Consider the following 20716-nt stretch of genomic DNA (forward strand, 5'->3'; position numbering starts at 1 on the left):
TGCCCATGTCACAGACCACCAAGCTGGCGCTGGCCGCCTCGCTGAAGAAGCTGCTGCTGCAAAAGCCGCTGGACAAGATCACCGTCACCGACATCGCCGAGGACTGCGGGGTCGGCCGCCAGACCTTCTACTACCACTTTCAGGACATCTACGACCTGGTGGAGTGGATCTTCCTGGCGGAGGCAGAGGCGGCCATCGGCGGCCAAAAGACCTACGACACCTGGCAGCAGGGCTTTTTGCAGATTTTTCAGATGGCCCTGGCCAACAAGCCCCTCATTATGAACGCCTACCACTCCATCAGCCGGGAACAGGTGGAGCGCTACCTCTACCAGGTGACCTACGACCTGCTCATCGGCGTGGTGGAGGAGCAGGCCGTCGGCCTGCCGGTGCGGGAGGAGGACAAGCGCTTCATCGCCGACTTCTACAAGTACGCCTTCGTGGGCATCCTGCTGGACTGGATCCGCCGCGGGATGAAGGACGAGCCCCAGGCCATTGTCGGCCGCCTGAGCATCCTCATCCACGGCGACATCGCCCGGGCGCTGGAAAAGTACCGCACCGACCGCAGATGACCCCCGCCCAAAAGGGAGGGCCCCTTCCGGCAGCCGCGCCGAAGGGGCCCTCCCCTGTTTTTGCTCCCGCCCGTACCGGGGGCCGCCCCGACCGCCCGCTTTGTGCCGAGACGCCGGCCCCCTCCCCGCCCGCCTTCGGCAAGGGGGAACAGCCGGTGCCCGCCCGCCAAACCGCCCTCTGAAAGCACATACACCCAGCGCATTTCCCCGCCCAAAAGGCGATTCCGGCGGAAAAACGGCCGCCCCAACCGCCCGGCCCGTCCTTCCCGGCAAAAGAGCGCCGCCCCAGTCAGCCGACCGGGACGGCGCTCTTTTTATACAAAGGGGCGCAAGGTCACCCCTCACCCCTGTCAATGGCGTTGTAGATCGCGCCGTCCAGCTCCCGCGCGGTGCGGAGGATGCACTGACAGCGCACATGGATGTCCATCAGGGACGTCCGCCGCAGCCGCCAGCGCCGCCAGCACTCCACCCCCAGCGAGAGGGCCACTGGCAGGGCCGCCGCCCCCAGAACGAGCGCACGCACCGCCCCGGCCAGCACCGCCGTCAGCACCGGCGCGAGGGCCAGGCAGACCAGCGCCGGTGCCGGGAGGCGGAGGTGGAAGCGGGCCTCCCGCACCCCCGGCGGCTCTTTCCACACCCTTGCCAGCTGGTCAAAGGCGTAGGACATCTCCCTGTCCATCCGCAGGACGGCTTTTTGAAACCCCCAGTAGAGCCGGCGCACCGCCCGCTCCTCCCTTGTCCGCCCGGCCCTCATAAGGCGCCGCAAGCCCCTGCGGGGTGCTTGACCTCCATGTTGTCGAGGGAGTAGCGGCAGCACTGGGAGACCAGCTCGTTGACCGAGATGCCGTTTTCTGAAGCGCACTTTGCCAGCTCGTCTACCAGCTCTTTTTTCAGCCGGAAGGTCTTGCTGACATACTCCTCTTTTCTCACTTCAAACACCGCAATCACCGTCCATCTTCCTTACATCCATTGTAGTGTCTGTCGCACCCCCAATAAACACCTCATTTTTGCACCCCTTTTTAGGGGTGCAAATGGGGAGAGAAAACACCGCACTGGTTTGCGGCTCCCTTCCTCCAACGGATGATTTGTTTATCGAAAATCCGGCTTGCGGACGGCGAAAGTCCTCCTATCTGCCCGCGGAAAAACAGTATACACCTATTTTCTATTGCCGTATTGATTTTACTATTTCACGATAGTAAAAAGGCGATTTGCGCAAACCCATACCGCGAAATCCTTTTGTCGCCCTCCCTCTCTCGCAGAGTTAGGATACGCTCAACGCTGTAAAAAAACAAGATGATTAAAATCCCCACGTCCCGTATGCATCCCTCTTTTTCAGCCGAAAATATCCCCTCAACCGCCGCCTGCCGACCACTTCCCTTAGGTCATCTGAAAAACCGGCAGCCATTTCCCCCATCTTGCCGTTGACTTTGTGGGCAGGCCACCGTAAAATCAGCTTATAGAAATTCGTTTCCCATGTGAGAGGAATAGATTAAAAGCCAAATATAAAGAATTTATTTATGGGTCTCGCTCTCACGCGAGGCGAGTTGATTGAAATTCGGTGAACAGTCATTTGTCCTTATACTGATGTCCATCCCGCTTGGTTCTTACCATCCGTACCCCCGTACCGACAAAAGAGCGCGAAATCCCCGTACGCCTTCTTGTCGCTCTCGCCGATTATTACCAAAGGACTACTGACTTTATTCTAGGCCGCGATAAGAACTCTTGAGTCGCCTATCTGCCTTGCATCCCGCCCCGCACCAGTCCCCATTCACCCCGGCTGCTCGCCGCGTTTCCCCCACGGAAAGCGCGGATTGAAATTGACATAAGACAACAGAAAATACAAAGCCAAGCCAAAATAGTCTCGCTCTCACGCGGGAGCGAGTGGATTGAAATCCCGCGTCTCCTACCCCCGCGAGGCCACCGGCAACGTCTCGCTCCCACGCGGAGCGAGTGGATTGAAATAATCAGCTCCCGTGCCTGTTCCATGACCGCCTCGTCTCGCTCCCCGCGGAGCGAGTGGATTGAAATGAGGACGTCAATTTCCGGCGTCCGATCCCCACGTTGGTCTCGCTCCCACGCGGAGCGAGTGGATTGAAATTGCTGGGCGGTAAGGCCTGGCCGTCGGAGCACATGTCGTCCCCCATGCGGACGCGTGGATTGAAATCTATACCTCAAAATGTGGCCTTTGGTGGTTCCTTTGTCGCACCCCACGCGGGTGCGTGGATTGAAATTCTCCGAACTGCCCCCACTTGTTGCGGTGGTTTAAGTCGCACCCCACGCGGGGGACTGCACCTGCGGCGGCGAGATTGGGAGCGGCCTTGCGCTGGGGGAAGTGCATGTCCCCATTCCGCCGGGCGGACCGGCCACATCTGTGCCCCCTCCCCCACACGCAGGCCGCCTTTCCCGGTGAACGCGGCAACTGCAAGCACTGCCGGGCGGAGCAGTCACCGGTTTTGGAAGGACCGCGGGGTCAGCGGCACACAGTGCGAAAGGCGCATCAGCCCCTCCTCGGCAATCACAGCTGCGGGCATCCCACCGCCTCCCCCGCCCGATTGGAAGCATTTGCTTCCCCCCCAAAAAACGAGGAGACCCGCTGACCGGCAGAGGAGGTACAAGGTGGATTTTTCAAGAGAAGAGCTGACGGAAGCCAAGCGACAAATCGATTCGACCCTGCACAAGTTGCGGGAGACGGTGAAAACGCTGGCCGCAAAGGAGCGCCCCGAGCGGTACCGCTCGCAGCTCACCCTGGCCACCCGGCGCATTCGCGCCTTTGAGATCGCCGGCTGCCTGATTGAGGAGCGGCTGTTGGAGAAGTAGCCCCGGCAGACGGGGAGAGGGAGAGACCGGCATGGAAAAAATCGTCAATTACCTGGACATCCCCCAACCGCACAGGGACGCCGTCTTGGAGCGGCTGCCGCAGCTCGGCTTCTGCCCCGCCAAAGGGGGGCAGGCGGCCCTGCGGCGGGAGATGGACTGCTCGCAGAGGGGGAAGCTGCCCCAGTTTGGCTTTGTCTTTCGCGGCGAAGAGCTGGTGGGCTACCTGTTTTTGACGGCAAAGCCGGAAAAGCCCGCCGCCGCGCTCCCCTGGTGGGCGGTGGGAAATGCCGACGAGCTGCCGCCGGAAACCGCCGTCCGGCTGCTGGAATGGGGCATCGCCCTCGCGTCTGACTGTGGCTGCCCGGCGCTGGCCCGGCTGCTGCAGGCCAACTTGAACGGCCAAAAACAGGGCGCAGGCCGCAGGCGGTCGGAGGACTGCCGCTGACGCCTCTCAATGAATTGGAAGGGACTGTTTACATGGACAACAAACCGACGATCAAGATGTACGCCTTTACCATAGACTCTCAGGACCCCGCCGCCCTGGCGGCATTTTACACCCGGCTGCTGGGGTGGGAGCTCTTTTTCTCCAATGAGGAGTGGGCCTGCATCGGCCCCGCGGGCGTCGAGCAGGGGGCCTATCCCGGCATCACCTTTCAGCAAAACCCCGCCTACCTGCCGCCCGTCTGGCCGGAGGAACCGGCGGCCCAACAGCAGATGGCCCACCTGGATTTTGCCGTGGACGACCTGGAGGGCGCGGTCGAATACGCCCTTCACTGCGGGGCGACAGAGGCGGCCGAGCAGTTCTCCGACGGCTGGCGGGTGATGTTCGACCCCGCCGGGCACCCCTTCTGCCTCTGCGCCATGAAGCCGGTCATCGAGAGCGAGCACTTCGCCCTGCTGTAAATGGGTTTCCCCGTACCGAAAAAAGCCCTCTCCCGTCCTGGAGAGGGCTTTTTTGCGTGAGGGGGGGATGGCCTGCCCGCACCCCTCCCCCTCGGCTTCAAACCGGGCCAGGAGAGGGGGCGCAAGGCGGCTGGCCTGGGGAGCAGTTTCTCACCAGTTTGCCCCACCCCGGTAAAACGCACTCCCAGTCAGAGATGGGCGCTCCCCCTGAAAGGAGAGCGTCCGGGCGGTCCTTTCCCTCTTTAAGGGGAAGATACTGCTTCAAACGGTGAGGAGCGCCCAATGGCGGAAACCCGTCCTCTTCTCCCTGCCAAGATCCAAAAAAGGAGGGTGCGGTGCTTTACCTCTCCGCCTGTTCCCTGGCAAAGGCCGCGGCCGCGGCCAGGTCGGCGGCGCTGGGGTGGGCGAGGGCCGCGTCGAAGTTGGCGAGCATCCCCTCGACCTTTGGATCGCCGGGGTTTTCGGCCTGCATCTGCTCGTACCGGCAGCGCACCGAGAGGGGCATCTTCCCCTGGCAGAAAAAGTGTCCGGTGAGACGGCAGCCGCCGGGCAGGTGGGCGGCAAAACGGGCGGCCAACTGGTCAAAGTAGGCGTCGGAGCCGCCAAACCCAGCGGTGCCGAACAGGGCCACCCGCTGGCCGGACAACCCCTCCAAAAAGGCGGCCACCTCGGGGGCGCAGTCCCCCTTGTCGGCCCAGGAGCCGACAAACAGCAGCTCGGCCCCGGCGGCCGCGGGGGACGGGGGGCCAAAGGAAAGGCAGCTGTCGGCGGGCAGAGCGTCGCGGATGGCCTCGGCCACCCGGCGGGTGTTGCCGGTCTGGCTGGCAAAAACGACGGCGTAAGTCATTAAAATTCCTCCTCCCGAAAAGGGACTCTTTTCCCCATTATGGCCCCTTTTCAGTGGGATGCAAGGGCATTTTATAAAGATTTTTGTTGTATTTTATGAATATAAAACTATTTGTATAATTTGACGGGCGTTTTCCGGCGTCTATTGGCGAATGGCAGAAGAAGAGAGGGGACGCAAATGCGCCCCCTCTCGCCTGTTCGGGTATCTATTTTTCCAAATGCCGGTCAAACCAGGCGGTGATCTCGTCGAGCCGGCGGATGCGGTGCTCGGGTTTGCCCGAGCGGGAGAGCTCGTGGTTCTCCCCGTGAAAGACGCACATCCGGGTCTCCACCCCGTGGAGTTTGAGGGCGGTGAACATCTGGTACCCCTCGGGGATCCAGCAGCGGTAGTCCTCGTCCGAGTGGATGAAGAGGGTGGGCGTCTTGCAGTTGTCGGCGTATTTCAGGGGCGAGTGCCACCAGAGCTTCTCCGCGTCCGACCAGGCGTCGGCGGCCATCTGGTCGGTGCCAAACCAGTAGCCGATGTCGCAGATGTAGGTGAAACTCAGCCAGTTGGAGATGCTGCGCTGGGAGGCCGCGGCCCGGAAGCGGTCGGTGTGGCCGATGATCCAGTTGGTCATAAAGCCGCCGTAGCTGCCGCCGGTGACCCCCACCCGCCCCTCGTCGATGGCGGGATAGCGCTCGAGCACCAAATCGCAAAACTGCATCAAATCATCGTAGTCGTAGGTGCCGTAGGCCCCCCGCAGCTCTGCAAAGGCGTTGCCCTTGCCCTCGCTGCCCCGGGGGTTGCAGTAAAACACAAAGTACCCCTGGCTGGCCCAGAGCTGTATCTCGTGGTAGTACACCTCGCCAAAGGCCGCCTTGGGCCCGCCGTGGATGTCGAGGATGGCCGGCCGCCGCTCCCCCTCCGCCAAGTCGCGGGGGACGAGCACCCAGCCGTCCACCTCCACCCCGTCGGCGTCGGCAAAGGTCAGGTGTTGGGGGGCGATGGGGGGGTACTTCTCCAAATAGGCCCGGTTGAAGGCGGTCACCGGCTGCAGCTGGTCCCCCTCCACCCGGTATACCTCCTGCAGGTTCTGCCCCACCATGGCCACGCAGAGGAGCTGCTCGCCGCAGGCGGAAAAGCCGTCCACCGAGCCGGAGAGGTGCACCCGCTCGGCAAAGGCGCCGCTCTCCAGTTCCAGGGTGTAGAGGTGGGAGGAGTAGCCGTCCAGCCCGGTGAAGTAGAGCTTGCCCCCCTCGCAGGCAAAGGTGGTGCAGCCGCCCAGCCGGCAGTCGCTGGCCACGGCGTCGCAGAGGCTGCGGTCCCGGTCGAGCAGGGTCTCCACCTCCCCGGTCTCGGTGTCCAGGCGAAGGATCTCCGGGTTCTGGTTGATCCCCCAGCGGTCATTTTTCGCCGCCACCAAAAAGATCCCCTCTTTGGCCATGGCAAACTGCAAAATGGTGTAGTCCCCCTCCAAAAAGGTGCGGGTCTCGCCGCTGGTCAGGTCGTAGAGACAGAAGGTGTGATGCAGGGGCTGCACCCCCTCAAAGCCCTGCACCGTGTAGCCCACAAACCGCCCGCACCCGGCGACCCGGGCCTGGCAGACCTGCTGGGCGGGGGCGGTGATGGGCTCGCAGGTCCCCGTCTGCGCGTCAAAGAGGTAGAGGCGACGGCGCTTGCCGTTTGTGAACCCGGCCCCGTTGCCCCAGTAGGGCAGCTCGTCGATGACCTGGTAGTCGCCGGCCCAGCGGTCCTCCTCCGCGGGGGTGGGGTCGTCCCGCTCCCCCAGGGCGGTCACCAGGTAGCGGCTGCCCTCGACCCGCTGCAACTCCACCGCCTTGAGGGGGACGGTGAAGGCGGGCGCCGCCTCGCCCCCGTCCACCGGCAGGCGGTAGTAGGTGGTGGCGTCGGTCTGCTCCCTTTCGGCCTTGGTGCGGGCCGCCGGGAAGAGGAGGTGCCCCTCGTCCTCCCACAGAAAGGCCCGCTCCTCCCCACCGGCGGTGAGGGGGCGGACCTCCCCCTCGCCCACCAGCCAGAGGCGGCTGTCATAGCCGTTGTCCCCGTTGGCCCGGCTCACCACCGCGGCGGCGTGTCCCCCCTCCGGGGAGTGGCGGAGCGCGGAGACAAAGCTGATCTCGCGCAGGCTGCTGGAAGTCATCTTTTCCAATTGTATTTCCCTCCATTTGATGTCTGTTTGCCAGTTTCAAAATGCCGTGGGTCAGCCGGGCCGGCAATCCGCCCCACCGCCCCAAAAGGTCGTTTCTTCCCGCCCAGCGCCCCGGCCGGGCGGCCCCTCGGGAGAGGTCTCCCCCTCCCTGCACCGCCGGTGTCGCAGCCCCTAAATCAGCGGGCGCACCGCCCGGGAGAAGAGGGAGACAAGCGCCATGGTGGCCCGCTTTTTGGGCGGCACCGGCACGGGCTCCACCGGGCCGGACAGGTAGCCGCCGTCCGGCCCCACCTGGGCGCACTGGGCAAAAAGCCGCTCAAACTCGCCCTGCAGGGCGCGGCAGAAGGCCGGGCTGTCCACCACCAGGGCGGTCTCGGTGTCGATGTAAAAACTGCGGTCGTCCAGATTAAAGGAGCCCACGGCGGCGATCCGGCCGTCCACCGTGCAGGCCTTGCCGTGGATGGAGTCGGCCCGCTGGTACTCCCAGAGGGCAAAGCCGGTGTCCAGAAAGGCCCCCTTGGCGCACTCGTACCCCGAAAAGGCGGGGAAGTTGGGGGAGGAGTAGGCCGAGTTGGTGAGCAGCCGCGCCCGCTGGGCCCCGCCCGCGATCTGCCGCAGCTCCTCCAGCAGCCGGGGGTTGGCGGTGGCGTAGGGGGTCTGTATGTCCACCTGCCGCCCCCCTTTGAGCAGGGCGGCCAGGGTGGCCCCCAGCACCGGTGGCTTGGGCCCCGGCACCACCGGATTGGTTACCAGGGTGACCCGGTTGGTGGGGAGGGTCTCCTCCCCCGCCGGGCGGGCGGGGCGGTAGTAGTCGGGCCAGCGCGCCTCCCAGCGGGCGGCGATCTGCCGCAACCGCCGCTGGGCGGCCCGCCCTCTGGCAGGGTCGGCCGCGGGGGGAACGGCGGTCTCCCGGGCCGACCAGAGGGCGTCCATGTATCCCTTGACCTGCGAGACGGCGCTCTCCCCACCCCGCAGGGTGCTGGCGGCGGTGTTTTCCACCAGCACGTCCCGGTCGTAGGTGACCGGCCCGGCGTACCCGGGCGGGTCGCAGTACTCGTCCCCCAGGTTGCGCCCGCCCAGGAGCATCAGCCGGTCGTCGGCGACCAAAAACTTGTCGTGCAGCAGGGCGTTCCACCGCCAGGGGCGCAGGGGGTCAATGGGGTTGTAGAGCCGAAAGCGGATGTTGGGGTGGCTCAAAAGGGCCGCGGGGATGGCGCGGTGCTCCCCCTTCAGTCCCCCCACCTTGCCGTCAAAGAGGACCCGCACCCGCACCCCCCGGTCGGCGGCCCGGATGAGTTCGCCGAAAAAGGCCTCCACGCTCTCCCCCGCCTTGGCGCAGTGGCAGCAAAGATCCAGGGTCTCCCGCGCCGCCCGCATCACCTCTACCCGGCGGGCAAACCCCGCCCGCGGCTCCTCCACCAGCAGCACCCGGTCCACCCCCTCGCCGTCGCCGCAAAAGGCGTCGGGGGACAGGGCAGGGGCCGCCTTTTGGGGGAACCAGTAGGCCAGCACGCCCCCCGCCAGGGCGTAACCCAGGTAGCCCCCCAGGGCCATGCCCGCCGCCCGGGCCAGTCGGCGGCTCATCGGGCGCTCTCCCGCCACATCCGGCGAAAGACCGGGACATAGAGCCCCAGGGTGGCCGCCATCACCGCCGCGCAGAGGAGGGCGATGCCGTTTTGCACCCCGCCCGGCAGCTCGGGGAAGAGGAGGAGGACGGCCGCCGCCAGGTAGAGGGTGGCGGTGCAGACCTTGCCAAACCACATGGCCCCGTCGAGCTTGCGCCCCCGCCGCAGCAAAAGCAGCCCCATCACCGCCATGAACCCCTCCTTCACCGCAAAGAGGGCCATCAGCGGCCAGAGGGCGGGGCGGCGCAGCGCCATGCAGAGGAGGAGCGCCCCCAGGGTGAGCTTGTCCGCCAGGGGGTCGAGGAACTTGCCCAGCTCGGTGACCATCTGAAAGCGGCGGGCGATCTTTCCGTCAAAGAGGTCGGTCAGCCCCGATAGGGCGACGATCCCCCCCGCCAGATAGTAGTCGGCCGCCGTCTCGGCGGTGGCAAAGCGCCAGACGAAAAGGGGGATGAGGAGGATGCGAAAGTAGCACATGCAGTTGGGAATGCTCAGCGCCTCGTTGAGGCGGGGTCTTTCCACAGCGAACCACTCCTTCTTCAATTGGTTTCCTCCCCCATCTTAGCACAGCCCGGGGGGTGGCGACAACTGCCAAACAGAATGGTTCCCCCCCTCGCCGGCCCGCCTTTCCCCCGCGCGCCGCCCACGCGTATCTCCCCGCCAGCCGCCGCCGAAAAACAGCGCAAAACGGACCGCCGTCGGCCTCCCCCCTCAAAACCGCCGGCACCCAGCGCTGGCCGCCGGCCATCTGTGACAAAATCTCAAAGAGAAGCTCGCCCCCGCCGTGGCCCCACCACAGCGCCCCCTTCTCCTGCCCCCCAATCGCTCCAACCGGTCGCCCACACCCCGCCGTCTCGCAACAGCCCCCCTTTTCCCCTTTCCCCCGCGCCCCCCTCTCGCCGCGGAGAATGCCTCCCCTCCCGCCACACCACAAAAAGCGCCCCCACTGCCGTTTTGGCAGTGGGGGCGCAGAGAAAACACGATACCACTCGCAGAAAAGGAGGGCCCTCCCAGCTCAGAAAATCCAGCGGAAATCAGACCATCCGCACGGCCTTCCCCTTTTTGGCAGCCTGGGCGATGTTGAAGGAGTGGTCGCCGATGCGCTCTAAATCGTTGAGCACCTCGTCAAAGACCAGGCCGGGCTCGGTCTGGCACTCGTTGCGGCGCAGCCGGGCCACGTGGTTGTCCTGCGAGGTGAGGACCAGCTCGTCCACCCGCTCCTCCAAATCGTGCAGCTCTCCCTCCTCCTCGTCGGTCAAGTCCTGGCGGAGGAAGGCGCCGATGGAGCGGTCAAACAGGTAGAGGTCGGCCTCGTAGATGGTCTCCAGCTCCTGGATGGCCATGGGGGAGTAGAGCAGCTCCCTGTCCACAAACATCTCAGTGCGCTCCAGCAGGTTGAGCGCGTGGTCGCCGATGCGCTCGATGTCGCTGACCACGTGGAAGATGCGGCTGACGTAGAGGGAGATCCGCCCCGGCATCTCCTGCTTGGTGATCTTCACCAGAAAGTCGGTGATGCCGTGGTTTAGATAGTCGATCAAGTCCTCCTGGTCGCGGATCAACTCGGCCTGGGAGACGTCCGACTTGAGCAGCCCCTCGGCGGCCCGCACAAAGTTGTTGCGGGCGACCCGGCTCATCCGCTCCACCTCTTTTTGGATCTGGGCCACCGCCGCGCTGGGAGAGGTCGCCAGGTTCTTGTCGATGAAGAGGAGGCGGCGCTCGTCCTCGTGGGCCTTGCGGGGGACAAATTTGTAGGACAGCTTGACGATGCCGTTGGTAAAGGGCAGCAGCACCAGGCCGGTGACCACCTTAAAGGCGATGTGACAGAGGGAGACCTGCACCATGGGCACGGCGGTGAGCATCTCGATCCAGTCGGTGAAGGGGGTGAACAGGGTGATGGGCACAAAGAGAAGGGCGCCGATGACGTTGTAGATGAAGTAGATGCAGGCGGCCCGCTTGGCGTTGTTCTTGGCGCTGATGGCCGAGAGGAAGGGGGGCACCGAGGAGCCGATATTGATGCCGCAGATGATGAAGGAGGCAAAGTGGATGGGCATCAGCCCCTGCAGGGCCAGGGCCTGCAACACGCCCACGGCGGCGGAGGAGGACTGGATGACCGCGCAGAGCAGCACCCCCACCAGCACCCCGACGATGGGATTTTTGGCGGTGGTGATGAACTGCTGAAAGGCGGGCACGTCCTTGAGGGCGCCCATGGCGCCGCTCATGGTGTCCAGCCCCTGAAAGAGGATGCCGAAGCCCAGCACCACCTGGCCGATGTGCTTGTGGGTGCGCTTCTTGCAGTAGAGGAGGGCCGCCGCGCCGATGAAGATGCAAAAGGGCGCCATGGCCGAGATGTCCAGCGCAATGAGGACGCTGGTGATGGTGGTGCCGATGTTGGCGCCGATGATGACGCCGGTGGCCTGGGCCAGGTTGAGGATGCCGGCGTTGAGAAAGCCCATCACCATAACGGTGGTGGCGGAGGAGGACTGAATGGCCACCGTCACCAGCATCCCCAACAAAAAGCCCCTTACCGGCGTCCGGGTCAAGGTCTCCATCAGGTTGCTCATCTTGGGCCCGGCGGCTGCCTCCAGCCCGTCGCCCATGTACTTCATGCCAAACAGAAATGCGCCGAGGCCCCCTAAAAGGGCCAGAATGTTGCCAATTCCCATCGTCACACAAACCCACTTTACCGTAATTTTAGGGAGGTCCCCCTCCCCGCAAGATTCGCTGGACTTTTCTTAGAATTTACATTCTTTTTACATACATTATATATTTTAATGATATAGAAATTGTCCGGCAATTGCAATGGGTTGCCGACAAATTCCTGCACAAATTTCAGCCCCCTCCCCTGTGCGGAGAGACAGTCGGCGCGCCACGGCGGGGCTGGTCCGCAGAGAAACCGCCCCCACAGGTGGGAGCGGCGCAGGGGATAGGCGGTGTCCGCGCAGCCCCCGCGGAGAGCTGCAAAGCAAGGAGAGCACGCGCGCCCGCAAGCGGCCCCCCTTGTCCGACCATACAGTCCCCCTCCCTGCTGCAGGAGAGCACACGCCCCCGCAAACGGGTCCCCCCTTGTCTGGCCGCACAGCTCCCCTTCCTGTTGCAGAGGAGCATGTGCGCCCGCAAACGATTTTGCTTTCCCTCTGACCCTGGGCCCGATCGGCAAACCGCCCGCCGGCACGTCCCCGGCAGCGCCCTCCTCGCCGCCGCAACCGTCCAGTCGACTGCCGGTCCGCCCCCTCCCGCACGGGGACAGAGCGAGGGCCGCTCTCCGCCGTAAGCACCCCGCCGGCGGGCGACAAAACAGCCCTTCCCCCTTCCCCCGCCAGTCCGACCGGGCCTGGCTCTCAAGCAGGGGCGCACAGCCTCTGAAAAGCCCGCCCGAGCCCGGGGAAATTCGATCCACCTCCCGTCCGTCTCTCCAGCGCCAGGGCAAAAAGGGGGCCGCCCCTCCCCCTCCAAACGCCCCCCACCGCCCTCTGCCCCACACTTCCTCCCCACAAAAAAGCGGCGGGCCGGAACACATCCGGCCCGCCGCCTCAAAGGTCACGGGGAAACCCGTTTGGCCACCACCGCCAGGCGGCCGTTCTCCCAGTCGTACACGCAGGTGGAAAGGGTGAGAAAGCTGTCGCCGCAGCTGGCCTCCACCCCGGTGTCGTAGAGGGACCCCTCCTTGATGTTCTCGTAGAAATAGGCAAAGGACGCCTCGTCGGGGAAATCGGTCTCGGCGTAGTAGCGGAACCCCTCCTCCCCCTGGCGGTAGACCCGGGTGAGGAGCACCGCCACCACCTGGTACTCCCCCGCCTGGGTCAGGGTGTCAAAGCGCAGGGTGGGGTGCGCCCGGCAGAAGGCCGCGTCGCGGTATCCCTCCAGCGGGCCGAACATCTCCTCGCTGTGGGGCATGTTGTGGCCGTAGACGATCAGGTTGTCCGGCCGGTCCTCCAAAGAGATCTCATGCTTGATGAAGGGGGTGCCGAAGCGGTCCTCCTCGCGGGCGAAGTTGTGGGTCAGATAGTAGGGGGCGGCCCGCTCCCACACCACCGGAAAGTCGATTCCCGTCCCCTCGACGGCGATCCAGCCCACCAGGTCGCTGTTCTGGGCGTAAAGGGGCTGCAGATAGGCCAGCGGGTCCTCCGGTGGGGCGGCCAGAGCCTCCCCCGCCGCCTGCAGGTGCGGCGCCGCCATCGCCTGGGAGGCGGCGGGGAGAAGCCCCGCCAGAGCCGGGGTAGAGGCGACCAGCAGGCAGAGAAGGGCCGCCCCCGCGGTCCCACCGCCGCGCCAAGCCCGCTCCCCCACCCGTCCCAGACCGTCCCCCGCTCGGCGGAGCAGGGCGAGACAGCGCTCTCCCAGCCACTCCCCCAGGGCCAGCAGGCCGTAGCCCGCCGCCCGCCCGAGCAGTGCCAGCCGCTCCAGCGCCCACTCCCCCAAAGCGGGGAGAGCCAGCAGGGCCACCCGCGCCAAAAGGGAGACCCGCCCCACCCCAGTGGGCCGCAGGGCCGATTTTTCGCCGCGGTCCATCCCGCCACCCCCTCTCTCTGCAAAAGAAAGGATGTGATCGACTCACACCCTTTCTCCGCGGCTTCTCACCGCGCGATCAAAGCGGATCTAGCGGGTCGGACCCACACCGCGGCGCAGCTTCCAGAAGAGGAAGGCGCCCACCGACAGGGTCCCCAGACCGACGGCCCAACCGGCGGTCTGGGCGGGCGCGCCGGTGTTGGGCTCGTCGTCCAACCGACCGGGCTCCACAGGGGTCCCGCCCTTCTCCCCCTGATAGGTGATGGCGTAGGTGGAAAACTTGCCGACCGTCAGGGTGAGGGCGCTCCCGTCGGCGCTCAGGGCGATCCCCTCCCCCTCGCCGTTGGCCGTCTCGGTGAGAATGTCCACCTTCCCCTGGTGGGAGCGGTAGACCGCGTAACCGGTCTTCCCCTGCAGCGGCGCGGGCAGCTGGATGGAAATCTGGATGGGCCGATCCAACTGCGCCACCGGGCCGGATTCGCCGGCCACCAACTGGCCCGCCGCATCCCTGACCTCCTTGTCGACGGTCAGTTCCAGGGCCAACCCCACGGCGTGCCCGTCGCCCTCGGCGCGGGTGAGGATGTCGCCGTAGTCGGCGGCCTCCTTCCCCTCTCTCACCGTCAGGGTCACCGAGGTGGCATTCCCCTCGGTGGGGCTGGCCAGGGCGGCCGCCGCGCCCTTGAGGCCCTGCACCGAGATGGCGTCGGCGGCCACCTCACCGCTCTCGACGGCAACGCCCGCCTCCACGGTGGAGCCGACGACCGCGCTCAGGGTGAAGACGGGGATCTGCAAGCTGTCCTTGATGACGTAGTCCACCCGGTAGGCGGTCCCCGGCTTGGGGGCCTCGGGCAGGGAAAAGGTCTCCTCCTCCCTGTGGACCGTGCCGGCGGCAAAGGAGACGCTGGGCTCGCTCTTGCTGGCCACCTGGCGCACCTGGTTGCCCTCGCTGTCCAGCTCCTTGACGGCGTACTCCACCCCAAAAGTCCCCCCGCTGACCGAGGTGACCGAGACCGAGGTGACGATCTCCTGCCCGTTGAGGGCGGCGGTGACGGTGGAGCTGCCCCTGTCGAACTGGCCGCCCGCGTTGCCGCCGTTGACGACCAGGGTGACGGTGCGCACAAAGACGATCCAGCCGCTGTTGGTCTTGACGGCGATGCTGTTTTCCTGCCCATCGCACAGGGACTTCAGGGCGTCGCCGGTCACCTCGAGGACGCTGGTGTTCCACTCCTCGTCCATCCCGGTGAGGATGCCCACCGAGTGCCCGTTGAGAAAGACCTCGTCGATCTCGTCCGGGGCGTCCACGTCGTAGGCGTAGATGACCAGTTGAGCCGAGGTGACCCCCTGTTTGGGGTCTGCAAACTTGACCGGGTCAAAGGGGCTGTCCTCGGTGTTGGTCAGGTCGGCCCCGCCGCCGCTGCCGGTCTCGCCGCTGGCAAAGACCTCGATGTTCTCGCCCGCCGGTCCCGCCGCCAGGGCCGCAGTGGCCGGGAAGGCCAGCAGCGCCGCCAGAAGAAGGCTGACCAGCCGTTTTTCCGGGTGTTTTTCCATGTTGCCGCAATCCTTTCTCTTCTCCCAAATGTTCGGGTTTTCTTTTTTCATCATATCAGCGGCAAATGGGGAAAACAATCGGCGCATCCCCTCTTGTGAAACCTTGTCAAATGGCCCTCAACCCGCACCTGTGCCGTTTGGTCACAATTTCTTTCCTGTATTTTCATTTCGTGACTTTTTAAGGAGAAGCCACAAAAAAAGGCCCCCCGCCCAAGCGGAGGACCCTCCTTTAAATACCCTGTTTTTCTATCCCTCTTTCACCAGGCAGAGAGGGTGACCCGCGGGGTCGAGAACGGTGGTGAACACCTCGCCGCCAAACTGGGCGTCGGCCTTTCTGCCGCCCAATGCCTCGGCCTTGGCGACGGCCTCCGCCACGTCGGGCACCAAAAAGTCAAAGTGGACCTGCTTTTGCTGGCGGCCTTCCTCCTCCGGCCAGACGGGGGAGACGTAGTCCTCCTCCTGCACAAAGAGAAGGGTGACCCCGGCGGCGCTGGTGAGGGTGGGGTGACCGAACATCTCCCCCCGCTTCCAGCCGAGAAGGCCCTCGTAAAAGGCGCAGAGCTGCCCCTCGTCGGCGCAGTCGACCACGATGTCGGCAAGGCGAATTTCAGCGGACATAACAATTCCTCCTTTTTCCAGAAACAGGTTTTTTCCCTGCCTCCAGTGTAGCACAAAGCCGCAGGGGGTGGCAAGGGCATTCGGCCGCCGCCCCCGCTGGCCGACCCCACCGGGCGGAAGTCCAGCTCCCTCCTCCCCACGCAGGGCAGCCCCGTCACTCAAAAGTCTGCCCCCTGTCTCCCCGCAGCACGAACTCACGCCGGAAAAGCAACCGACCTTCCCGCCGCGAGTCGTCGCCCTGAAAGGCAGTCTCCTCCGCCCCCAATCGCCGCAACCCAAATCCCGTCCCTTCCCCGCCCGCCAGGACCCAATTCCCCGCCCAGACAGACCCCCAATCAAAAAGGGGACACAGCCCCCGCCGCAACCAATTCAGCCAGGGCAGACCCGCGCCGACGCTTTTCCCCCACAGCACGAACTCACGCCGGAAAAGCAGCCGACCTTCCCGCCACAGGTCGTCCCCTGGCGGGGACGTCACCCCCCAACGTCGCTCCTTCTCTGCCCGCCAGGGCCCACTCTCCTACACCCAGACAGACCTCCGGGCAAAAAGGCGCGCAGCCACCCGCAACCGCCCCGACCGGAACATTCCCCCTTTCTCCCCGCCCCGACCGGGAGGTCCCCCCTCCCCTTCTGCCTTCGCAGGGGCAACCAGAAACGCCCCCTCGCTTCCGCTCGGGAAACCTGCCCCACTGCCCCATTGCCCCCTCGCCCCTCCACCAGGGGAAACCGGCGCCGGGCAGTCCCCTTATCACAAGCAAAAAAGGGGAAGGCGCTGCCTTCCCCTTTCCACCTGTATCCGCCCTTCAAACAGCGGCGGCGGACGGCCCCTCCCCCGGGGCCGGGCCAGGTGACTACCCTTCCTCCCCCCAGGCCTCGCCCAGCAGCCGTACCCCCTCGCAGATCTCCTCCTCCGAGAGGCCGGCAAACCCCAGCAGCACCGTGTCCCCGCCGTAGCGCGCCCGCTCCATCCAGTAGCGGGAGACCGGGTAGACCCGCACCTGCCGGGCCAGGGCGCGGCGGATGAGCTCCTCCTCCCCCCGCCCCTCCAGCGACTGCACCAGCAGGTGCAGCCCCGCGTTCTCCCCCTGCACGGCAAAGCGCCCGCCCAGCTCCTCCTTCAGGCAGCGCACCAGCAGGTCGTGCTTCTTGCGGTTGGCGGTGCAGACCCGGCGGAGGTGCGCCTCCCACCTCTCCGAGCCCAAAAACCGCTCCAACACCTTCTGCTCCAATATCGAGACCGAGGCTGGGTACTCGGCGAACCCGCGGTCGTACACCTCGGTCAGCAGGGGCGGCAGCACCATGTAGCTGACCCGCAGCCCCGGCGAGAGGATCTTGGAGAGGGTGCCCATGTAGACCACGTTGTCCCCGGGACTGAGGCTGGCGATGGAGGGGATGGGCCGGCTGTGGTAGCGAAACTCGCTGTCGTAGTCGTCCTCGATGACGATCCCGCCGGTCTGCCGGGCCCAGTTGAGCAGTTGGTGCCGCTTTTGAATGGAGAGCACCGCCCCTCCAGGGAACTGGTGGGAGGGGGTGGTGTAAACCGCCCCCGCGCCGCTGCCCGCCAGGGCGTCGACGCAGAGGCCGTCCCCCTCCACCGGGATGGGCAGCAGCCCGAGGCCGCACTTGGCAAACACCTCTTTGGCGTTGGGGTAGCCCGGGTCCTCCATCGCCACCTGCCCCCACCGGGGGCGCAGCATCTGCCCCAACAGGCTCAGGGCGTAGGTGGTCCCGGCGCAGATGAGCACCTGTTCGGGCGCGCAGACCACCCCCCGGGAGCGGCGGAGGTAGCGGGCCACCTCCCGGCGCAGGCCGTAGGCCCCCTTGCCGCTGCTGTACCCCACCAGCTCCTCCGGCTGCAGCTCGTCCAGGGCCTGGGCCGTCCACCTCCGCCAAAGCCCCAGGGGGAAGTCGCGGGGATCCAGCTGCCCATACTGAAAGTCGATGCGCACCCGCTCGCCCAGGGGCGGGGGCGGCGCTTCCCGCCTCTCGGCGGGGGCCGGGGGTGGGCAGGGCCCCAGCTCCACCAGCTGCTGCACCTCGTACCCGCTCCCCTGGCGGCTGCTCACATATCCCTCCACCACCAGCTGGGCGTAGGCGTTCTCCACCGTGTTCCGCCCCACCGCCAGGGTGGCGGCCAGGGCCCGGGTGGAGGGCAGCCGCTCCCCCGGGCGCAGCTGTCCGGCGGCGATCATCTCTTTGATCTGGCGGTAAATTTGTACGTACAGGGGTTCGCCGCCCCTCTCTTCAAGCAGGATGAGCACCCGACATCGCCTCCAACTGGCTCCTATAATTTCTCTCAAATTGGCTCTTTCTAACAAGCCAATTATATCCTATACTGGTGCCAGAAAGCAAATCACACCGCAATCCAATGAGGAGGACCGCAACATGCTGGACAAAAAACTGCTCGACATTCTCGCCCACGAAGGGGTGGTGGCCATCGTCTCCTGCTGCGAGAACGAACCCCACGTGGTCAACACCTGGCACAGCTATATCAACATCACCGAGGACGACCGCCTGCTCATCCCCGCCGGGGGGATGACCAGCATCGAAAAGGACACGTCTGCCAACAACAAGGTGCTGCTGGCCCTGGGCAGCAACCAGGTGGAGGGCAGCGGCGGCTCCATGGGCGCCGGCTTCCGCCTCGAGGGGACCGCCCGCTTCCTCACCTCCGGCCCCGACTTTGAGAAGATGGTCGCCCAGTTCCCCTGGCTCAGCCGGGTACTGGAAGTCACCGTCACCTCCCTCAAGGAGACCATGTAGCCCCCATCCCCCAAAGCGAGCCGCCGGCAACGCTGCCGGCGGCTCGTTTTTCATTTCTGTCTCATCGGCTGGGCATCTCAAAGGGGGCCAGGGCCTCGTTCAAAAAGGCATTGAAGGGTCGCATCTTCAAAAAGAGGGCGGCGGCAAAGTCCACAAAGTCGGGGGTCAAAAGCTGCTCGTCGCCCAGCGGGTACTCCAGGTACCAGCTCTTGTTCTTCAGGTACTGGGCCTGGGGGTGATCCGGGTCGTAGCCCCGGGGAACGTTTTTGAGGGCGCTGCCGCCCACGGTGAAATGCGCCCGAAAGTCGGGGGCGTCGAGGATCTCCCCCCAGCGCTCCCCCTGGGCGGCAATGGCGTCCCGCACCAGGGTCGTGGCGTCCCGGAACATGTCGGCAAAGAGCCCCCCGCCCAGGAAAGAGCGCCCCCCCGGCCGCAAAAAGAGGTAGTAGCCCACCGGCACCGGCAGCTTCCCCTTGGGGCCGATGTGGGCGCGGAAAGACGGGTTGTAGGGGGACTTGTCCCGGCTGAAGCGGGTGTCCCGCATCAGCTTGAAGGTGAGGGTCTTGGGCGCGGCCAGGGGGATTTCCGGATCCCCCCGATGCAGGGCGAGGTTCAGTTCCCCCACCAGCTGCTCAAAGGCGGCGGTGGCCCGCCGGTACTCCTCCTCGTGGGCGTGAAACCAGTCCCTGTCGTTGTGCTCCTCCAGCTCCCGCAGAAAGGAGAGCATCTCCTCCATCTTCATCCCTTCGCCCCCTCTGTCTGCATCACGGTGGCAAAACTGCCCGAGGCCAGCAGCCCCTTCACCCAGTCGCGCACCTCTTCGGGGGTGCGGTAGGCGGGCAGGTCGGCAAACACCTGGGAGAGCCCGTCCAGCTCCTCCATGGCGTCGGTGAACTGGGCGATGTCCCGGTAGCTGCACTCCTCCAGCCCGGGGTCGATGCGGTGGGTGGCGATGGCGTAGTTGGTCCGCCGCTTGCAGGAACAGCTCCCGCCGCCCAGGCCGCAGTACTCCCCCAAAAAGGCGCCCACCTTTTTGCGGATGCGGGAGAGCCGCTGCCGGTAGGTCGCGGGGTTCAGGCCGAGGATGTCGGCGGCCACCCGGCTGTCCAGGCGGAACATGGTGCCCAGCACGTAGATGCAGCGGCTCTCGGCGTCCAGGCACTGGAGCATGACGTTGGTGCAGGAGAGCTTGAGCTCCCGCTCCAACAGCCCCTGGTCCACTCCGCCGCCCAGGTCGGGGACATCCCGCTCCCGGCCGGAGGCGATGTCCTCGCCGTAGATTTCAAAGCTCAGGGGGCGCTGGGTGAACATCCCCTTTTTGTAGTCTCGCAGGTGGTTGAGTGCAATGCGGAACACCCAGGTGGAGAGGCTCGACTCCTGTCGGAAAGAGGAGAGCCGGGTCATCACCTTGATGAGGATCTCCTGGGTGGCGTCCTCCGCGTCGGGGAGGAGCCCCAGCATCCGCAGGGAGAGGTTGAACACCAAGTCCTGCACCCCGGCCAACACCTCTTCCAGCGCCTTCTGGTCGCCGGCGACGGCCCGTTCAATGGTCTGTTTTTCCAGTGCGGTCAAATCATTCATGCGCACACCTCCTATACATAGTTAGACGGCGCGCGCCGCCGGTTGTGACAGTCCATTCAAAGATTGGCTCAGTTTTTGTCGGCGCAGCTCGCCAGCCAGCGCGCCCGGCTCAGGCAGGTGATGTGCTCGGTGCGAACATCCCCCATCAGCGGCCAGGGGACGTCCCTGTCGGTGCGGCAGTAGAGGAACCCGCACTTCTCCTGCACCCGGCGGGACTTCTCGTTCCCCTCGAAAGACCCACACCAGACCCGCTCCAGCCCCAGCTCCTCAAACCCGTGGCGCAGCAGCTCCCGCACCGCCTCGGGGATGAGCCCCCGCCCCCAGTAGGGCACCCCCAGCCAGTAGCCGATCTCGGCCTCCCCCTCCTTCAAGGGGAGGTTGCTGCCCTCGCCGAACAGCAGGCCGATGCTGCCCACCGGCTCGCCCGTCTCCCGCAGCACCACCGCAAAGGTGTAGGGGGCCGAGAGCACCCCCTCGATGAGTTCGCGGCTGTTTTCCACGCTGGTGTGGGGCGGCCAGCCCGCGGCGGGGCCGACCCGGGGGTCCTTTGCCAGTTGGTAGAGCGCCGGCGCGTCCTCCGGCCGCCAGGGCCGCAGGACCAGGCGCTGGGTTTCAAAGATCACAGTGCATTCCTCCTCTGTGTCCTGCCTCTCCCCTCCGCCTTTGGCGGCGGGGGAAAGGCAGGGTATACTGACAGAAAAAACAAGAGAAAAGGGAAAGCGGCCCTCACCGAGAGGGTCGCCCATTTCCTCGACACCGGGGAGATACCGCCCCGCCGCCCGCTCCCCGGCGCGCC

19 protein-coding genes are annotated in these 20716 nt (G+C 65.5%); 5 read left to right on the forward strand and 14 right to left on the reverse strand.

Annotated features, from left to right (window positions below):
• The first annotated feature begins 5 nt into the window (after nucleotides 1-5).
• Nucleotides 6-569: a TetR/AcrR family transcriptional regulator gene (locus KQI11_RS06610; RefSeq protein WP_021661121.1), complete on the forward strand. Its 564-nt coding sequence runs from the start codon at nucleotides 6-8 to the stop codon at nucleotides 567-569.
• A 334-nt stretch (nucleotides 570-903) separates the two neighbouring features.
• On the opposite strand, the gene KQI11_RS06615 is transcribed toward KQI11_RS06610, so the two are convergent.
• Nucleotides 904-1290: a hypothetical protein gene (locus KQI11_RS06615; RefSeq protein ID WP_216401546.1), complete on the reverse strand. Its 387-nt coding sequence runs from the start codon at nucleotides 1288-1290 to the stop codon at nucleotides 904-906.
• 29 nt (nucleotides 1291-1319) lie between these two features.
• Entirely contained in the window at nucleotides 1320-1517 is a 198-nt protein-coding gene (locus KQI11_RS06620; RefSeq protein ID WP_021661311.1) for a hypothetical protein, read from the reverse strand.
• 1668 nt (nucleotides 1518-3185) lie between these two features.
• Between KQI11_RS06620 and KQI11_RS06625 the strand changes: the two genes are divergently transcribed.
• From KQI11_RS06625 to KQI11_RS06635, 3 genes are read left to right on the forward strand one after another with little or no spacing between them, the layout of a single operon-like run.
• Nucleotides 3186-3386 carry a hypothetical protein gene (locus tag KQI11_RS06625; protein WP_021661306.1) on the forward strand — a complete coding sequence of 67 codons (201 nt, stop codon included), beginning with the start codon at nucleotides 3186-3188 and terminating at the stop codon, nucleotides 3384-3386.
• A gap of 31 nt (nucleotides 3387-3417) precedes the next feature.
• Nucleotides 3418-3831, forward strand: a complete 414-nt coding sequence (locus KQI11_RS06630) for a hypothetical protein (RefSeq protein WP_216401547.1) — start codon at nucleotides 3418-3420, stop codon at nucleotides 3829-3831.
• Between the two features lie 32 nt (nucleotides 3832-3863).
• Nucleotides 3864-4289: a VOC family protein gene (locus tag KQI11_RS06635; protein WP_216401548.1), complete on the forward strand. Its 426-nt coding sequence runs from the start codon at nucleotides 3864-3866 to the stop codon at nucleotides 4287-4289.
• Between the two features lie 340 nt (nucleotides 4290-4629).
• On the opposite strand, the gene bilS is transcribed toward KQI11_RS06635, so the two are convergent.
• The 9 genes from bilS to pdxR all read right to left on the reverse strand — a co-directional run bounded on the left by bilS (nucleotide 4630) and on the right by pdxR (nucleotide 17840).
• Nucleotides 4630-5136 (reverse strand): flavodoxin family protein BilS, encoded by a 507-nt coding sequence (gene bilS, locus KQI11_RS06640; RefSeq protein ID WP_216401549.1) that lies wholly within the window; start codon nucleotides 5134-5136, stop codon nucleotides 4630-4632.
• 205 nt (nucleotides 5137-5341) lie between these two features.
• The gene (locus KQI11_RS13235) at nucleotides 5342-7276 is read right to left on the reverse strand and encodes an alpha/beta hydrolase family protein (RefSeq protein WP_286172617.1); all 1935 of its coding nucleotides are present in this window, start codon (nucleotides 7274-7276) and stop codon (nucleotides 5342-5344) included.
• A gap of 180 nt (nucleotides 7277-7456) precedes the next feature.
• Nucleotides 7457-8869, reverse strand: a complete 1413-nt coding sequence (locus KQI11_RS06650) for a phospholipase D-like domain-containing protein (protein WP_216401550.1) — start codon at nucleotides 8867-8869, stop codon at nucleotides 7457-7459.
• Nucleotides 8866-9432, reverse strand: a complete 567-nt coding sequence (locus KQI11_RS06655) for a CDP-alcohol phosphatidyltransferase family protein (RefSeq protein ID WP_353653931.1) — start codon at nucleotides 9430-9432, stop codon at nucleotides 8866-8868. Before KQI11_RS06655 ends, KQI11_RS06650 begins: the two co-directional genes overlap by 4 nt.
• Before the next feature lie 512 nt (nucleotides 9433-9944).
• Nucleotides 9945-11573 carry a Na/Pi cotransporter family protein gene (locus KQI11_RS06660; RefSeq protein ID WP_243164218.1) on the reverse strand — a complete coding sequence of 543 codons (1629 nt, stop codon included), beginning with the start codon at nucleotides 11571-11573 and terminating at the stop codon, nucleotides 9945-9947.
• 874 nt (nucleotides 11574-12447) lie between these two features.
• Nucleotides 12448-13419 carry a class B sortase gene (locus KQI11_RS06665; RefSeq protein WP_216401551.1) on the reverse strand — a complete coding sequence of 324 codons (972 nt, stop codon included), beginning with the start codon at nucleotides 13417-13419 and terminating at the stop codon, nucleotides 12448-12450.
• 87 nt (nucleotides 13420-13506) lie between these two features.
• Nucleotides 13507-14964: a hypothetical protein gene (locus KQI11_RS06670; protein WP_216401552.1), complete on the reverse strand. Its 1458-nt coding sequence runs from the start codon at nucleotides 14962-14964 to the stop codon at nucleotides 13507-13509.
• 246 nt (nucleotides 14965-15210) lie between these two features.
• On the reverse strand, nucleotides 15211-15582 hold the full coding sequence (locus KQI11_RS06675; protein ID WP_059004603.1) for a VOC family protein: 372 nt from the start codon (nucleotides 15580-15582) through the stop codon (nucleotides 15211-15213).
• An 848-nt stretch (nucleotides 15583-16430) separates the two neighbouring features.
• Entirely contained in the window at nucleotides 16431-17840 is a 1410-nt protein-coding gene (pdxR, locus tag KQI11_RS06680) for a MocR-like pyridoxine biosynthesis transcription factor PdxR (protein ID WP_216401553.1), read from the reverse strand.
• A 124-nt stretch (nucleotides 17841-17964) separates the two neighbouring features.
• Here pdxR and KQI11_RS06685 point away from each other — a divergent pair, with 124 nt between their 5' ends.
• On the forward strand, nucleotides 17965-18339 hold the full coding sequence (locus KQI11_RS06685; RefSeq protein ID WP_216401554.1) for a pyridoxamine 5'-phosphate oxidase family protein: 375 nt from the start codon (nucleotides 17965-17967) through the stop codon (nucleotides 18337-18339).
• 61 nt (nucleotides 18340-18400) lie between these two features.
• Here the strand turns inward: KQI11_RS06685 and KQI11_RS06690 are convergent, their stop codons facing one another.
• The 3 genes from KQI11_RS06690 to KQI11_RS06700 form a co-directional block, all read right to left on the reverse strand.
• Entirely contained in the window at nucleotides 18401-19081 is a 681-nt protein-coding gene (locus KQI11_RS06690; RefSeq protein ID WP_216401555.1) for a DUF2461 domain-containing protein, read from the reverse strand.
• A complete protein-coding gene (locus tag KQI11_RS06695; protein WP_216401556.1) occupies nucleotides 19078-19920 on the reverse strand; it encodes an RNA polymerase sigma factor in 843 nt (280 codons plus the stop codon). The genes KQI11_RS06690 and KQI11_RS06695 overlap by 4 nt, the downstream gene beginning before the upstream one ends.
• Before the next feature lie 68 nt (nucleotides 19921-19988).
• Nucleotides 19989-20543, reverse strand: coding sequence for a GNAT family N-acetyltransferase (locus KQI11_RS06700; protein WP_353653932.1), 555 nt, complete (start codon nucleotides 20541-20543; stop codon nucleotides 19989-19991).
• Nucleotides 20544-20716: the final 173 nt, after the last annotated feature.

The organism is Acetanaerobacterium sp. MSJ-12 (genome assembly GCF_018917875.1).
Lineage (GTDB): Bacteria > Bacillota > Clostridia > Oscillospirales > Ruminococcaceae > Bittarella > Bittarella massiliensis.

Bases quoted from the DNA above. Each gene is read 5' to 3' on its own strand.
- KQI11_RS06630 (WP_216401547.1), top strand. From the start codon at position 3,418: ATGGAAAAAATCGTCAATTACCTGGACATCCCCCAACCGCACAGGGAC.
- KQI11_RS06675 (WP_059004603.1), bottom strand. From the start codon at position 15,582: ATGTCCGCTGAAATTCGCCTTGCCGACATCGTGGTCGACTGCGCCGAC.
- KQI11_RS06660 (WP_243164218.1), bottom strand. From the start codon at position 11,573: ATGGGAATTGGCAACATTCTGGCCCTTTTAGGGGGCCTCGGCGCATTT.
- KQI11_RS06610 (WP_021661121.1), top strand. From the start codon at position 6: ATGTCACAGACCACCAAGCTGGCGCTGGCCGCCTCGCTGAAGAAGCTG.
- KQI11_RS06650 (WP_216401550.1), bottom strand. From the start codon at position 8,869: ATGAGCCGCCGACTGGCCCGGGCGGCGGGCATGGCCCTGGGGGGCTAC.
- bilS (WP_216401549.1), bottom strand. From the start codon at position 5,136: ATGACTTACGCCGTCGTTTTTGCCAGCCAGACCGGCAACACCCGCCGG.
- KQI11_RS06670 (WP_216401552.1), bottom strand. From the start codon at position 14,964: ATGGAAAAACACCCGGAAAAACGGCTGGTCAGCCTTCTTCTGGCGGCG.
- KQI11_RS06695 (WP_216401556.1), bottom strand. From the start codon at position 19,920: ATGAATGATTTGACCGCACTGGAAAAACAGACCATTGAACGGGCCGTC.
- KQI11_RS13235 (WP_286172617.1), bottom strand. From the start codon at position 7,276: ATGACTTCCAGCAGCCTGCGCGAGATCAGCTTTGTCTCCGCGCTCCGC.
- KQI11_RS06665 (WP_216401551.1), bottom strand. From the start codon at position 13,419: ATGGACCGCGGCGAAAAATCGGCCCTGCGGCCCACTGGGGTGGGGCGG.
- KQI11_RS06635 (WP_216401548.1), top strand. From the start codon at position 3,864: ATGGACAACAAACCGACGATCAAGATGTACGCCTTTACCATAGACTCT.
- KQI11_RS06690 (WP_216401555.1), bottom strand. From the start codon at position 19,081: ATGAAGATGGAGGAGATGCTCTCCTTTCTGCGGGAGCTGGAGGAGCAC.
- KQI11_RS06685 (WP_216401554.1), top strand. From the start codon at position 17,965: ATGCTGGACAAAAAACTGCTCGACATTCTCGCCCACGAAGGGGTGGTG.